General features: G+C 61.7%; 8 protein-coding genes and 1 pseudogene. 7 read left to right on the top strand and 2 right to left on the bottom strand.

Features of this window, described 5'->3' with window-relative positions; genetic code table 11:
• Positions 1–15: 15 nt before the first annotated feature.
• The 7 genes and pseudogenes from RGV33_RS26690 to RGV33_RS26660 all read left to right on the top strand — a co-directional run bounded on the left by RGV33_RS26690 (position 16) and on the right by RGV33_RS26660 (position 6,552).
• Positions 16–2,625, top strand: a complete 2,610-nt coding sequence (locus RGV33_RS26690) for an outer membrane usher protein (RefSeq protein WP_322147251.1) — start codon at positions 16–18, stop codon at positions 2,623–2,625.
• Positions 2,622–3,383, top strand: coding sequence for a fimbria/pilus periplasmic chaperone (locus RGV33_RS26685; protein ID WP_322147250.1), 762 nt, complete (start codon positions 2,622–2,624; stop codon positions 3,381–3,383). Before RGV33_RS26690 ends, RGV33_RS26685 begins: the two co-directional genes overlap by 4 nt.
• Positions 3,384–3,404: 21 nt before the next feature.
• Positions 3,405–3,986: a fimbrial protein gene (locus RGV33_RS26680; RefSeq protein WP_322147249.1), complete on the top strand. Its 582-nt coding sequence runs from the start codon at positions 3,405–3,407 to the stop codon at positions 3,984–3,986.
• The gene (locus tag RGV33_RS26675) at positions 3,979–4,479 is read left to right on the top strand and encodes a fimbrial protein (protein ID WP_416152086.1); all 501 of its coding nucleotides are present in this window, start codon (positions 3,979–3,981) and stop codon (positions 4,477–4,479) included. The genes RGV33_RS26680 and RGV33_RS26675 overlap by 8 nt, the downstream gene beginning before the upstream one ends.
• Positions 4,480–4,505: 26 nt before the next feature.
• Positions 4,506–4,984, top strand: a pseudogene (locus RGV33_RS26670) (fimbrial protein).
• Between the two features lie 11 nt (positions 4,985–4,995).
• Positions 4,996–5,544, top strand: coding sequence for a fimbrial protein (locus tag RGV33_RS26665; RefSeq protein WP_322147248.1), 549 nt, complete (start codon positions 4,996–4,998; stop codon positions 5,542–5,544).
• Positions 5,545–5,580: 36 nt separating this feature from the next.
• A complete protein-coding gene (locus RGV33_RS26660; RefSeq protein WP_322147246.1) occupies positions 5,581–6,552 on the top strand; it encodes a fimbrial protein in 972 nt (323 codons plus the stop codon).
• 27 nt (positions 6,553–6,579) lie between these two features.
• Here the strand turns inward: RGV33_RS26660 and RGV33_RS26655 are convergent, their stop codons facing one another.
• Complete coding sequence (locus tag RGV33_RS26655; RefSeq protein ID WP_322147244.1) at positions 6,580–11,496, bottom strand: NEL-type E3 ubiquitin ligase domain-containing protein; 4,917 nt, start codon at positions 11,494–11,496, stop codon at positions 6,580–6,582.
• Between the two features lie 89 nt (positions 11,497–11,585).
• A complete protein-coding gene (locus RGV33_RS26650; protein ID WP_322147243.1) occupies positions 11,586–14,681 on the bottom strand; it encodes a transglycosylase domain-containing protein in 3,096 nt (1,031 codons plus the stop codon).
• Between the last annotated feature and the right edge of the window lie 140 nt (positions 14,682–14,821).

The raw sequence follows: 14,821 nt of genomic DNA, 5'->3' as shown, positions 1-14,821 counted from the left end.
GATTGAGTTGCTTGCATGTTGAATACCTCGAAAGTCATCAATACGCTGCGCCCCAGCCTTTTCGGCGGGTTGATATTACTGGCCGGCCCTGCATTGGGCGCCGGGGATATCGAGTTTAATACCGATGTGCTCGACCTGGTTGATCGCTCCAATATTGACTTGTCTCGGTTTGCGCGCAGTGGGTTTATTCTTCCTGGCAACTACTCGATGGTTGTCCAACTGAATACCCAGCCTGTTGCTGAACAGTCTGTGGGGTTCTATCCCCCCGATAATGATCCCAAGGGAAGTGCGCCCTGTTTATCGCGCGAACTGGTGGAGCAGTTGGGCCTCAAGGCGTCCAGCGCCGACACTCTCAAGTGGTGGAAGGGCGGGCAGTGCTTGAATGTGGACAGCTTGCCCGGCATGGAGGTCAGTGCCGACCTGGCCACCGCAAGCCTGGACATCAATCTGCCCCAGGCCTACCTGGAATACAGCGCCATCAATTGGGACCCGCCCTCGCGTTGGGACGAAGGGGTGCCGGGGCTGCTGGTTGACTACAACATGACGGCGCAGTCCAGTTACCGACGGCATGACGGTACCCGTAATGACCTCACCGGTAATGGAACCGTGGGGGCCAATGCCGGGGCGTGGCGGCTGAGGGCAGATTGGCAGGGGCGTGTCGAAAAAGACCGCGAAGCGGGCGCCAACCGGCAGAAACTGGAGTGGAGCCGTTACTACGCTTATCGCGCCCTTCCCGCGCTCAAGGCGCGTTTGGCGGTGGGTGAGGACTACCTGTATTCAGACCTGTTTGACAGCTTTCGCTTTACCGGTGCCGCCCTCAAGTCAGACGAAAGCCAGTTGCCACCTAATCTGCGGGGCTACGCGCCGGAGGTGGTCGGGGTGGCCAAGACCAATGCAAAAGTCATCATCAGCCAGCAGGGGCGTGTGCTGTATGAAACGCTGGTCGCGGCCGGGCCTTTTCGTATCCAGGACCTGAATGACGCGGTATCCGGCAGGCTGGATGTACGGGTTGAGGAGCAGGACGGTTCGGTGCAGAAATTCCAGCTCGATACCGCAGGTGTTCCCTACCTGACGCGGCCTGGGCATGTTCGTTACAAACTGTCCGCCGGGCGGCCGTCCAGCCTTCAGTACCACGAAGACGGTGCCTTTTTTGGTGCGGGCGAATTTTCCTGGGGGATCAGCAATGGCTGGTCGTTGTTGGGTGGCGCTATCACCGATAACAACTACCGTGCGCTGTCTGTCGGGGTGGGCCGAGATTTGCTGGCGTTTGGCGCCATGTCGCTGGACGTTACACAGTCGCACGCCGCTATATGGGGCGAGACGCTCTCGGGTAAGTCGTACCGTCTTCAATATTCGAAGAACTTTGAACAGTACGACAGCCAGGTAACGTTCGCCGGTTATCGGTTCTCCGAGAAGAATTACTTGAGCATGAGTGAGTACCTGGATGCTCGTCATTACGGGATGAATAACGAACTCGGCGGGCGTGGCGTCTACGACCAGAATGGCGAGTTTATTGAACATTGGCGGCCGATTGGCGGCAACAAGGCATTGTATACGGTCACCGTGAACAAGCAGTTCCGTGACGTGGGCGCCACCGTCTATGCCAGTTACAACAAACAAACTTATTGGAGCCGGCCCGACACTCAGCGTTGGAACCTGTCTGCGTCACGCTATTTTAATATGGGTGCCGTGAAGAACATGAGCCTGTCCCTTAACTTATACCGTACTCAGGAATACCAATATAAGGATAACGGCATGGCGTTGACGGTCAGTTTGCCGTTGGGGCCTAGCGGCACCCTTTCAATGGATGCCAACCGCACATCAGGCAGCAACGGTTTTACAACGCGCTACAACGATCGCCTCAATGAGCGAAACAGCTACCAACTCAGTGGCAGCGACAACTCGGCCAGCGGCTATCTGAGTCATATCGGTGACCAGGCCGACATCGACCTGAGCGCGACCCAGCAAAGTAACAACCGAACCCTCAGTGCATCTGTTCGCGGCGGCGGCACGCTCACGCCTTACGGTGCGGCACTGCATCGCACCAACAGTAGCGGTGGCACCCGCTTGATGGTCGATACCGGTGGTGTGGCTGATGTGCCTGTACGCGGTTACGGCACAGCAACGCGCAGTAACGCCCTCGGCAAGGCGGTGATCGCCGATATCAATAGCTATCAGCGTACGGCCGCCAGTGTCGATCTGGAGAACTTGCCCAATGATGTCGAAGCCACTCAATCAGTGACCCAACTGACCCTCACCGAAGGGGCTATCGGTTACCGGACGCTGGAAGTGATTTCCGGCAAGAAAGCCATGGCTGTCCTGCGCTTGCCGGATGGCAGTGCGCCGCCCTTCGGCGCAACGGTGAAGAACCTGAAACGGCAGGACACCGGGGTTGTGAACGATGGCGGGGACGTCTACCTCAGCGGCATTCAGGCCGGCGAACAGATGATCGTGAGCTGGGGCGAAAGCCAGCGTTGCATCCTCACGCTTCCTGTCATTTTGCCGGCAGATGGCCTGGTCGATGCTCTGCAACTGGGCTGCCAACGGGTAGCCAACGATCAATCTTCGCCCGAGCCGGCATCGCTGACCGGCAAGGGTAACGATAAGGAGAACACACCCTCATGAAGCTGAACAAACCCCTCACCTGTCAGGCCTTCACGCTGCTGCTACTGGGCTTGAGCCAGAGTGCCAATGCCGCGGTTGGCCTGGACCGTACCCGCGTGATTTTTGATGGCGGCAAAGACGCCACCAGCGTGAACATCACCAACAACAACCCCCAGCTACCGTATCTGGCCCAGGGCTGGATCGAGGATGAACAGGGCAAAAAAGTCACCACGCCGTTGATCGTGCTGCCGCCGGTTCAACGCCTGGAGCCTGGCAAGCAAAGCCAGGTGAAAGTTCAGGCACTGCCGGCGGCCAAGTTGCTGCCCCAAGACCGAGAGACGGTCTACTACTTCAACTTGCGGGAAATTCCGCCGCGCAGCGACAAGGCCAACACCCTGCAAATTGCGCTGCAAACCCGGATCAAATTGTTTTACCGCCCGCAAGCCATTACGCCCACCCAGCAAGACCTGTCCAACCCCTGGCAGGAAAAGCTGACCCTGACCCGCGAAGGCGAGCGTTACCGGGTGAATAACCCGACGCCTTACTACGTGACCCTGGTGGATGCGCGCAGCAGCAGGGACGGCAAGACCCTCGCGGGCTTCGAGCCGCTGATGGTCCCTCCCAAAGGCACGCTGGCCCTGGGCCCCAGTGCCAAAGAGCTTGGCGCCACCCCGTATTTGTCCTACGTGAATGACTACGGCGGACGCCCGGTGCTGGCCTTCACCTGCAATGGCCAGACGTGCCAAGTGAATGCGCAAGCATCAGCGCCCACTCAGTAAGGCTCGCTGCCGGAGAACGTCATGAAGTTGCACACAGTGAAGGTCTTGGGCGGTCTGTTACTGGCCTTGATGGGGCAGGCGCACGCCGCAGACGACGAGGATGTCGAGGGCATGGTGGGGATGCTGAATATTCGCGGGTCCATGCATGAAATGCCGTGCAGTCTGGAGATGAGATCCCTGCATCAAACCATTGACTTGGGCGCCGTATCGGCCAGCCAGTTGATGCGGCCTGGCGATGAGGCGACCTCGCGGCCATTTCAACTGAATTTCAAGGACTGCCAGCGTACCGCCGGCGGCATCAGGAGTGAGCGAACCGGGAACCTGACATGGAGCGCCCATCAGCCGGTGCTGTCGGTGATGTTTATCGCGCCCGCCGATGCCGACGACCCACGGTTGGTCAAAGTGCAAGGCATTACCGGGATGGGCCTGCGTTTGACCGATGCCCAGGGGCGCGACGCACGCCTGGGCTCAAGGGGCGAGCCGGTGTTTTTGCCCTTGGGCGCCAGCACTCAAACCTGGCATGTGCAGCCCACGCGCACCTCCGCGCCGTTGACCAGTGGGGCGTTTCGGGCCGTGGTGGATTTCAGGCTCAGTTATGAGTAAGGGCAAAACAATGACCAGGTTAACCATGTTTATCGGTACAGGCCTGCTGTGGGCGGTCAGCCAGGGTGTGCAGGCGGATACCAACCTGACGATCCGCGCGGTGATCATCGCGTCGCCACCGTGTGTGATTAATGGTGGGAGCACGTTGAATGTGCCATTTGGCAACGACCTCCTGACGTCACGCATCGACGGCATCAACTATCGGCGGGACGTGCCTTATACCGTCAGGTGCGATTCGCCGTTCAGCAACGCGATGACCCTGGAACTGAAGGGGGCAGGTGCTTCATTTGATAGCAACGTGCTGTCCACCCCCAAGACCGATCTCGGGGTAAAGCTGTTCGTCAATGGTGCCGACTGGCCGCTGAACACGCCCGTGAGATTTACCCATCCAAACTTTCCAGCCGTGCAGGCGGTGCCCGTCAAGCGCACGGGCAGCACGCTGACCGGGGGGGTGTTTGCCACGGCCGCAACCCTGGTGATCGAGTACCAATGACCTGTGCAACTAAAGAGGAACGATCAATGACATGTTGGCCGCAGCGAGCGTTGCTCGCCTTGTGTTCCATCGGCCTTTGCAGCGTTGCGTCGGCCAACCTGACGTTCAACGGCACGCTGAACGAACCGCCCCCTGCACCATTGACTCAGGCAGCACGATCGAAGTCGATTTTGGCGATGTCGGCACCCGGCGCGTCGACGGCGTGAAGTACCGCAAAGGGGTTGGCTACACCATCCGGTGTGGTGCTTCCACGTTGCCATGGCTGCTGAAGTTGAGCGTGAACGGCACCGCAACCACGTTTGACGGCGCAGCCGTGCAAACCAGCGTGCCTGAATTGGGCATTCGGCTGTTTCAAAACAACGTGCCGTTTCTACTCAACACGCCGCTGGATATCAGCCTGTCATCACCGCCGACCCTGGAAGTGGTGCCCGTCAAGCGGCCAGGTTCAATCCTGACCGCCGCACGGTTCACGGCGGTGGCCACGCTGTTGGCCGAATACCAGTAGGAGTCGAATCTATGCGACATAAAGCTGTTCATAAAAGCCGGGCGCGTGCCGGGCTGGCATTGCTGCTTGCCGTCGGCCTGAACCCTTGGGTACAGGCGGCGGACAACCTCAGGTTCAAGGGCAACCTGGTTGAACAGGCGTGCACCATTCGCCCTGGCGACGAGGCAATCACGCTGGAGCTGTGGGACACCACCAGCAAGCACCTCTACATCAACACGCGCACCGTGGGCATGGGCTTCAAGCTGCACCTGGAAGACTGCGACACCACGATTGGCGAGACCGTCACCATCCTGTTTGGCGGTGCGCAAAACCCGCAGCTGCCCGGGTTGTTCGCGCTGGACAGTGGCAGTGGTGCCTCGGGCATCGGGCTCGGCCTGGAGACGTTGAGCAACAAGCCATTGCCGGTGAATAAAGTCAGTGACGAGCAGGTGTTGACCACTGGCAGCAATGTGATTGAGCTCAAGGCTTACGTGCAGGGCGAACCGAATGCCATCAGGGATCAGACCATCGGGCACGGTGCTTACAGGGTGTCCTCCATTTTTACGCTGGACTACCCGTAGTTGCGTACCGTCATTCATAGGCTGGAAGAGATCAACATGAAACGACTATATGGAGCCCTTGCGCTTCTTATCCTGACGGGCATCACGACGAACGCGCAAGCCGTCGACTGCCGTGTGAATGGTGGCGCGTGGAGAACCGTAGGTGGTAGCGGGGTTATCAACCTGCAGGTTCCCGTAACCGTGCGATTGGACACGGCTCAAAACCGGATTTTGCTCGAAGGGGCAAGGCTCGAATGCCGATATACCATCGGCCCTCAGACCCCATCGCGAGGCGAGGATTATTGGGCAACCGGCAACGGTTCACCCTGGACGCCAGGCCCTAAATTCGCCCGAGAAGGTACCGGGCTACGAATAAACGGAGTGTTTCGAAACACGCCTGTTCCCGTCGGTATCCGGTCAAACACCATGCCCGACAACGCGGTTGCTTACCCGATCAATATCGTGCCGTATATTTTGATGCGCAACAGCCCGGTGACGCCTATTGATATTCGAACAGGGGATAGCCTTGGGGTACTGCGCATGGTGCAGACAAACAATACAGTACCTCCTGATGGCTCCACGCAACTGACGGTCACGTACACCGCCGCCAACAACTTCATCATCTCGCCATCGACCTGCACGATCAATGGTAACAACCCGATCGAAATCAACTTCAACGATGTGCACCAGCGTGCAATCGGCACCGACCCGCTCACCACGGCCATCCGTGCCAACCGCCGGCTCACCTACGCCTGCCCGGACGGCGGGATTAACACGCCAATCACCATTACCTACAAAGGCACGCCATCTTCGTTCAACCCTGACCTGCTGATTATGTCCAATCCGGACGTGGGCACCGCCCTTGTTCGTGACGGGGCTACCGTTCGAGTGAATGGGGCATTCCGCACCCAGATCACCAACAGCACAGGCGGCGACGATGTGACGTTTACCCTGGTCAAGCGTGCAGGATCACTGCCGGCCGCCGGGCCCATAAATGGCAGCGGTGTACTGGTGATGGGCGTGCCCTGACACACGCCCGTTCATGGCTTTGGGGCGTCATTCGTCGGCGTTTGGCTGGCGATTGCGCCGCTCGCCGTGGCGCGCCATGGCTCGGCGGGTCAGGTCGCGCAGCCATTGTTTTTCCTGATCGCCGAGTTCATTGAGCCGGCGGTTGTATTCATCCTCGCCCAAGGCCTCTTGCTGTTCATCCAGCTCGAAAAAGCGCTGGGCGAACGCCACCTCGTTGGCCCGGCATTCTTGCGCGTGGTTGTCGCGCAAAAAGCCTTCCCAGTAAGGCTCCAGCAGCATCTGGTTGACCAGCCCGTCTCCTTCACTCAAGGCCTGCACACTGTGATAAGCCTGTTCGATCTGTGCCGCGCTGACGTTGGCTGTGTCACGGTAAAGCATGTGATCGGCGAGCCACGGCAAGTCCAGGCGGTCGGCCAGCTCGGTCTGGTAGGCCAGGTAGATATCCACCTCGTCCACCGTGCCGGGCACACCGTCTACCATCTGCGAACGCAGGCGCAGCCCCAGCCCGCCTTCGGCCATCGGGTTGAGACGGTGGCGGATGTCGCTGCGGATGGCCTGCCCCAAGTGATGCAGGCGGGCGCTGCCTTGGGCCAGGGTCACCAGCCGCGCCTCACGTTCGTTCAGGTCCAGGCTGTAGCGATCGGCTTCGCTGACGAGCACTTCAATCCCCATTTCGTTGAAGATTTGTGCCCCGCCGTCTGCGCACAAACCGGGGAAGCTGCTCATCAAAAATAGCCGCGTGCGCAACGTGTTGTCGGCATGGGTAGCCTCCAGCAGGCGCCATACCTGATCGGTCAGCGCTTCACGGTTTTGTGCGTAGCGGATTTCATCGTTCACGGTTTCAAAGAAAGCCGGCGGTTCGAGGGATTTGATCACCTCGAAAAACCCCTGTGAACCCTGCTCTTTCTCCAACGTGTCCCATAGCAGTTTCTTCATCAGTGCCTCGGCCATGGGCATGTCGCCAAGCCAGGGGCTGCTTCTGCCGCGGGGATGATAGTTGCGGTGGGGGTCAATGCCCGCAGCCAGGCGATAGCGGTCGTAAAGGGCCCGGTGTTCCTCGTTGAGCTGTTCACGCTCCAGGCGGGTTCGGGCAACGAGCTCGGCGTCGGCAGTGCCGGGCGTTACGAGGGGAAGATGGTCGATGCGGGTGGCCCGCAGGTCGAGCTCCAGGGCGTTGGTGCGGCTGGGCGTGAACAACCCGGCAGGCCAGGCGCTGACCTGGCTGCTGCTCAAGTTCAGGTTGGCAAGGTTGGGCATCTGGCTGATATCCGGTTCAAGCACCAGCAGGTTGTGGCTCAGGTTCATCGCCCGCAAGTGCTTGAGCGTAGCCAGGCTGCGAACGGCGTCGGGGTCCAGGATCAATCGGTTGCGGGCTAGGTTGAGGTACCTGAGAAAACGCATTCTGCCCACGGCCTCGGGCAGCCGCATCAGGGTGTTCCCATGCAGGTCCAGGGAACGCAGCATCGGGAACATGTTGAGAAAGTCCGAGTCAATCTGGCGAAGTTGGGTGTTGGCCAGCGACAAGTAGGTGACATGCTCAAAACTGGCGCTGAGGTTGGGTAACGACTCGGGCAGTCGACGCCCATTCAAGTCCAGTCGCGCACCGGCTTGCAACTGGCCCCAGTCATTGGTGTGCTCGGTGAACCGGTCACCCCAGCACAAACTCAACTGGGCCGACAGCGTTCTGCGGCGCTGGCGCTCCTGTTGCGCCAGCAGGCTGCTCTTGGGGTGCCGGGTGGGGGCGTTGACCCAGGCATTGAGGTCGGAATTCAACTGGGTTTTTTCCAGGGCAAGCTGGTTGAGTGTGTTTCGCACATCCTGGGGGCGCAGTGACCGAATGAAGCTTCTGGCAGGTTCTTCGCTCACGCCGACAAACAGCCGTTGCAAGGTCTCCATGGCGCGTTCCACTTCGATGGGGCGAAGCGTCCCTCGCAGCCGGGTGAGCGTCGGGCCGCCCAACAGGGTTAGGGTTTCGCGCTCGGCTACTTTGCGCTCGGGTGGTTCGGCCAAGGCCTTGCGCCGCTCGGCCAAGGGCTCAAGGGTGTCGATCAACCACTGCTTGAATACGTGGCCCTGGCCGGGGCGGTAACCCAGGGCGTGGCGCTGGGGCTCCGGCAGGGCGCGCAGGATGGATTCGTACAGTGAGGCTGGCCCATGGAGTTTTCGCCCCAGGCCATCGAAGACCTCGTAGTGTCGGCTGGCGCTGCATACCAGGGTACGGCGGGTGGCCGCAGCGGGTCGTCCGACCTGGCTGCGCAGTACGCCGCCCGGGTGCAGGTCGCGTATCTCCAGGCGCAGGTCGGCGAAGCTGTCGCTGTGCAGCTTGAGGGTGTTGAGCAACAGTTGCTCGGTGTCGGCGCCCAGGTGCGTTGCATCATAAAACCCTTCGTAGGCGCGCACCGATCGCTCGGCCAGCGCCAGTTCGCGGGCCTGTTCCTGCAAGCGCAGGGGCAGGCGCAGCTGTTCGTCCAGCACCAGGCGCTCGGCATCGCTGGCGCTGGCCAACAACGTGCTTGCCGTGTGGGTGCCCAGCTCGGGCAACAGTGACAGGTGCGGCGTTTGCGCGTTTCTGCGGGCCAGTTGCAGTTGATGGGCCGGGAGGCTGGTCTGGGCGAGTACATAGTCGGCCAACTGATTGCGCAGCGCTTGCACCTGTTGGTCGGGCGTCACGCCGTCGCCCAGCAGCGTGGCGATTTGCTGCGGGTCCAGGAACCCCAGCACCCGTTCCGGCAACTGGCCCGACATCACCTCGGCCAGGCTCAGGCGCAGCGTGTCGGCAGGCGAGGCGTTGGCGGCGCCGTAAGTGTGGGAGCTGCCGGTGAGGTCCGAGTGCTGGAACACCTCGATGGCTTTTTCCTGTGGCCAGCCTGCCAGTTCGGTGACCATCTGTTCGAACCAGTCCGAGGATGGGTCCAGCGCCAGCGGCTCGCCTGCGCGAATTTTTGCGCTGGCCCGACGCGGGTACTCGTAGGCATCGAAACGCTGCACGGTGTCACGCAGCAGTGGCGGCGGGGGTTGCTGGTGCACATAAACCCGGCGCAACAGGCCGTCTTCACTGCCGCTGATGCGGCGGATCTGTTCTTGTTGCTCCGCATTCAAACCCTCCACCGACGGCCCCAGCCGGCGCATCAACGTGGCACTGTCCCAACCACGCGGTTGTTCGCCCTCGTGTACCCAGGCGCCGTGGCCGTTGCTCTTGATGTGGGGTTGGTAGGCCTGCGGGCGTGATGGGTGCACGACCCGGTGGTGACCGGTTTGCGGGTCCTCCCGCAGCGCGTAGTGGCGGCCCTCCAGGGCCAGGTGTCCGGGGCGCTCCGGCTGGGCGTAGGGCGTCAGGTCGGGGTTCCACAGGCGAGTCTTGCCGTCGTCCAGCTGCACTGGCCTCAGGCCTTCGACAAAACTCGACAGCTTGCCCCTGGCCAGGTCACCCAAGGCCCCGGCGCCGGCAAACAGGCCAAACTGCACCGCGCTTTGGGCGATATCGAGCAACTGCTGCGCCGCCTCTGCGCCCCGGCCCTCGGCCCAGTCGACGACCCCTTCGAACACCTCGTCTGCCAACTGGTAGGCGGTGTAGGCCAGCATCAACTGGCCCAGTACCGGCACGAATGGCGTGACCACCAGCAGGGCCACATTGAGCAGGTCCGAGAGGATTTTTTCCAGGTTGTCCCACCACGCCCAGCGCGCCAGGCGATCGACCTGCGCCGTGGACACCGCGACCTGCCGGGCGTCGTTGAGCAATTTGTTCAGCTTGAGGCGGTACAGGTAATTCCACAGGTCGTTTTCTGCGGCGAGGGACGAGCGGTTTTGAGTGTCCTGGCGCGTCTCCAACAGACGAAATTGCAGGTTGGGCTGGTCGATGGGTGTGTCTTTCCAGGTGGCACCGGGGTCGGTGTGGGCCTTGTGGTGCCACTTGACCCGGCTCAGGCGTGTGGCGAGGCCGTTGAGAAACGTGCCGCGCTGTTCATGGTCGACAAACTGGATAAAAAACTGGCGGTAACCGGGCTTCCGCAGTTGGCGGGTCAGCTCCTCGACGAACGCCAGGGGCGAGGCATATTCCTTGACCGGGTGCTGCGGGTCTTCGGGCACCCAGGCAACCACCCGGCCGGAAGGTTCAAGCCCGTCGGTGAACAGCATCACGCCGGTCAGGCGGCAGTCCATCAGGGCCAGGGTGTGATGGCCCATGAAGTTGGGGCGGTGGCCGGCAATCAGGTTCAGCAGTTGGTCGTGGGCGTCCTGGCCGATGTCTTCACGCAGCAGCGCCATGCGGGTGGCGGCGCTCAATGCGGCCTTGAGGTTGGCGATCAATGCCAGGCGCATGTCCCGCGCCACCACGGCTGTGTGCAGGCCGATGACCGCGGCCAGTTGCGCCTGGTAACGGGCGCCGAGGTCGAGGGTGCGGCACAGGGCCTTGAAGGTGTGCGCGGTCAGGCGCTCGCCGGTGCTGCGGTGCGCGAAGTTCAGTACGTCCCGTTGGCCACGGGCATCTTCGGGGCCGAAGAAGGCGAAGTCGACAAACGTGTCATCGCGGGCAAAGTTGTACAGGGCTGCGTCCAGCAGCGAGCAGGTACGGTTGGTCTGCCCCTTGACCGTCTCGATTACCCACCATGCATTGGCGGCGTTGGCGTAGGTGCGCAGGAACACCTGGCGAACATCCAGCGCGCCGTAGGCCGCCAGTGCCTGTTTCAGCAGGGGTTCGGCGAACGCATACACATCGGTGAGGCCATGGAATTTCTGATCCAGGATGTTCTGGGTGCGCCAGTGTTCAGCGATAGCGGCCTTGAGTTGGCGGTGCTGGTGGGCGCTGGCCTTCGGGTAGGGCGCAAGGTCCGGTAGGCCGACGGTTTTCAGCCTGGCAAGGCGGGCAAGGCTCGTGGTTTTTATCCACGGGGGCAGGGCGTCTTGCATCAGCGTGGCGTGGACGGACAGGGTGTTGGAATCGGGCATGGGGCAACCTGGAGAGACTCAAGAAAGCCTCGAGTCTAGGCACGCAGGCGCCGCCCGATACGGTGGAATGATAGGTGCAAGCCTCGCGCTTATTGCGCCATGCACAGCGTGTGGCTGGCCGGCTGCAGGTACGGCGTCAAAATCGGCGCCATGCCCTTGAGCACTTGTACTGGCAACGCCGAGGTGAATTTGAACGCCTGGGCCGAGACACCTGGGACAAACGCGGTCAGGGCGCCAAAGTGATGGTCGCCGATGTAGAACACGAAGGTTGCGGTGCGGTTGATCGCCTTGGAGCTGAGAATCCGCCCGCCGGCGCCAATTGCCTCGATACGGTTGTCACCAGTGCCGGTCTTGCCACCCATGGCCAGCGGCGTTCCATCTGCCAGCTTGAAACTGCCGGAAACGCGCCGCGCGGTGCCTGCGTCCACCACCTGGGACAGCGCGCCCCTGAGGGCTGTCGCGACCTCGGCAGGCATCACGCGTTTACCCCGATTGGGGTCGTTGACCAGGCGGGTTTCGTACGGTGTGCCAGTGGCAAATTGCAGGCTGTCGATGCGCAGGGTGGGCTGGCGCACGCCGTCGTTGAGGATGATGCCCACCAGTTCGGCCAGCGCGGCCGGGCGGTCGCCGGAGCTGCCGATGGCCGTGGCGAGCGACGGCACCAGATGATCGAAGGGGTAGCCGACTTTTTGCCAGCGCTGATGAATATCGAGGAACGCTTCGATCTCCAGCATGGTGCGGATACGGCTGTCGCGGGCGCTCTTGTGGCGGCTCTTGAACAGCCAACTGTAGACCTCCTGGCGCTCGTGTTCACTGGCGGCGGTGGCCTGGGTGAAGGTCGCGTCCGGGGTGTTCAGCAGGTAGCCCATCAGCCACAAATCCAGCGGGTGGACTTTGGCGATGTAGCCTTGGTCGGGCAGGTTATAGGCGCCCGGGCCATAGTTCTGGTAGAGCTTGTCGAGGCGCTCGTCGGTGAGTTTTTCGGTGCTTTTGATGCTGCTCAAGTGCGAGCGAATGAAACTGTTGAAACTCGCCTGGCTGGCGTTGGGCAGCAAGTACCGGTGCACGGCAGCCAGGCGAATGGCAGTGGGGTGCATGCCGTCCAGGAAGGTGTCGAGGCGGGCCTGGGTGTTCTTGTTGCGGTACTTTTTCCAGAACTTGAGCAGGAAGGTGGTGCCTTCGCGGTCGGCAAACCTGGCGAGGTATTCCTGGCGGCGCGGGTCGTTGTCGTCCTTGAGCAACTCGGCACTGTTGTTGGCGCCGTGGTAAGTGCTGTAGCGCACCAGGTCACGCATCAGGCGTATGAACGGCAGGTTGATGGACTCGCGCAGGGCCTCGATCAGCGTGGGTGTGCGGCCATTGTCCTGGACGCGAAAGTTATGGAAGTGGTGCATGCCGCCCCCGGTGAAAAAACCTTCGCTGGTGTTGGCCGAGTAGCTGCGATTGAGGGCTGCGTCGAGCATCGCGGGCAGGTTGCGGTCGTTGTTCTGGGTCAGGTAGTCGAGGGCCCAGCGGGTGATGCGGTCCTGGTCGTCTACCGGCACTTTGCGCAGTTCGGCGGCCGGCATCGCGCCGTATTTATCGTGCAGTTCGCTGACGATTTGCAGGTAGGTGGTCATCACGCGCAGCTTGGCGGTGGAGCCCAGTTCCAGCTTGCTGCCTTCGTTGATGTCGAAGGGTTGGTCGGTGCTGTCGGTTTGCACGCGCACGCGGGCGCCGTCCGCGGTCATCTCGTAGAGGTTGAAGCTGTAGCGGACCTGGGCGGTGCTGGCAGGCGTCAGCAGCGTAGGGCCAAGGATGCCGACCTGTGCGGCGAAGGCAGGGTCGGCGAGGTGCTTGAGGTAGGCGCTGGCCTGGCTTTGCAGGTCGGCTTGCAAGGTGCTGGTGGCGGCGAGGTCGAGGCGGTCGAGGTCGTACAAAGGCTGGTTGAGCAGGGCGGCCAGGCGGGTACGGGCGACGCTGATGCCCTTGTTGGTTTCGATCGGCTGGATCGTCGGCTGCTGCTGCCAGTCGCGGTAGGTGACCTTGCTGGCGAGGGCGGCGCTGGCCAGCGGTTGGTCGATCACGTTGTTGTGTGCGAGCAGGCGGATGTGGCTGTCGGTGAGGTCTGCCAGTTCCGTGTGGCCCTTGGACAAGTAGTGAGAGGGGCGGCGCTGGGCAATCATCAGCGACAGCACTTCGCGCAGGGCCAGGCCTTTTTGCGGCAACTGTTTGGGGTCGGTGCTGTTGAGCAATGCGTTGGTCTGGTTGAAGTCGGCGCCGTACCACACACGTAAACCTTCGGCCATGCCGTGCACTTCACCGTGGCCGGGCACCGCCGACAGGGGCACGCTGTTGAGGTAGTCACGCACGATGTCCTGGCGGGCGGCGAGGGTTTGCGGGCCGTCCTGATAGGCGCGCACGCTGGCGGAAATCATCTGGCGGATTTTCTCGCCGCCGGACAGGGTCAGGCCGTCGGGCGAGTGGCGGTATTTCTCCAATTGCGTGGCCAGGGTACTGCCGCCTGCGGTCTGGCCGGGCAGGTGCAACAGCTTCGCCACCTGGGACCAGGCGGCCTTGGCAAAGCGCGGCCAATCCACGGCCGGGTTGAGTTGCGGGTTTTTCGGGTCGAGGAGGTCGCGGTCTTCGATAAACAACAGGCTGTTGACCACCACCGGCGGGATTGCCGCGAAACCTGGGTAGAACTGTTGTGGGTAAGTGAACTGATACAGCGGCGCGGCGCGGCAATCGGTGATGCTCAGGCCTGCCTGGATTTTTTCCGGGTAGGGCACGAACAGCCCGCGTTGGGCGTAGGCCATCAGGTCGGGGGAGAAGCGTGCCTGTGCCTGGATCAGGTAGTCACGCTTGATCAGGCGTGGCAGGAAATCGCCAAGGGCGCTGTAGCCCAGGCGTTTGTCAAACGGCCCGGCGCCGGGGTAAACCCGCGCATCGCTGGGGCCGGCGTGCATTTGGTAGGTGAGGGTGGAGGCCAGGCCGGTGAAGGTTTTGGCCTGCAGCCTGGAGCTGCGCATCTCCCGCATGGCGGCAAAGGCCAGGGCGATCAGCGCAATCAGCAGCACCAGCCAGAACAGCCGCCACCACAGACGGCGGCGACGGGGAGGGGGGCTTTGTGGCAATGGCTGTTCATCCGGGCTATCGGTGGATACCGCAGCTTTGGCCGAAGCGTTTTGCCATAAAGCGCCCATAGTCGATTGATCCATTTAGGTAGATTGATCGGACTTGGTTGAAGCTTAGACGGTGGTGGGCGAGTGGGAGGAATTTGTGAGGACGCAGTGATGCCGTCACTTCTTTTGGAGAGGGAGTTTGTCTGTGGCGAGGGAGCAAG

The sequence above is a fragment of the Pseudomonas sp. Bout1 genome, from assembly GCF_034314165.1.
Taxonomy (GTDB): Bacteria; Pseudomonadota; Gammaproteobacteria; order Pseudomonadales; family Pseudomonadaceae; genus Aquipseudomonas.
The sequence above is the reverse complement of the archived record's forward strand: the minus strand, read 5'-3'. Positions and strand labels throughout refer to the sequence as shown.

Excerpts from the sequence above, each read along its gene's own strand:
- RGV33_RS26690 (WP_322147251.1), top strand. The coding sequence starts at position 16 with ATGTTGAATACCTCGAAAGTCATCAATACGCTGCGCCCCAGCCTTTTC.
- RGV33_RS26685 (WP_322147250.1), top strand. The coding sequence starts at position 2,622 with ATGAAGCTGAACAAACCCCTCACCTGTCAGGCCTTCACGCTGCTGCTA.
- RGV33_RS26680 (WP_322147249.1), top strand. The coding sequence starts at position 3,405 with ATGAAGTTGCACACAGTGAAGGTCTTGGGCGGTCTGTTACTGGCCTTG.
- RGV33_RS26675 (WP_416152086.1), top strand. The coding sequence starts at position 3,979 with ATGAGTAAGGGCAAAACAATGACCAGGTTAACCATGTTTATCGGTACA.
- RGV33_RS26665 (WP_322147248.1), top strand. The coding sequence starts at position 4,996 with ATGCGACATAAAGCTGTTCATAAAAGCCGGGCGCGTGCCGGGCTGGCA.
- RGV33_RS26660 (WP_322147246.1), top strand. The coding sequence starts at position 5,581 with ATGAAACGACTATATGGAGCCCTTGCGCTTCTTATCCTGACGGGCATC.
- RGV33_RS26655 (WP_322147244.1), bottom strand. The coding sequence starts at position 11,496 with ATGCCCGATTCCAACACCCTGTCCGTCCACGCCACGCTGATGCAAGAC.
- RGV33_RS26650 (WP_322147243.1), bottom strand. The coding sequence starts at position 14,681 with ATGGGCGCTTTATGGCAAAACGCTTCGGCCAAAGCTGCGGTATCCACC.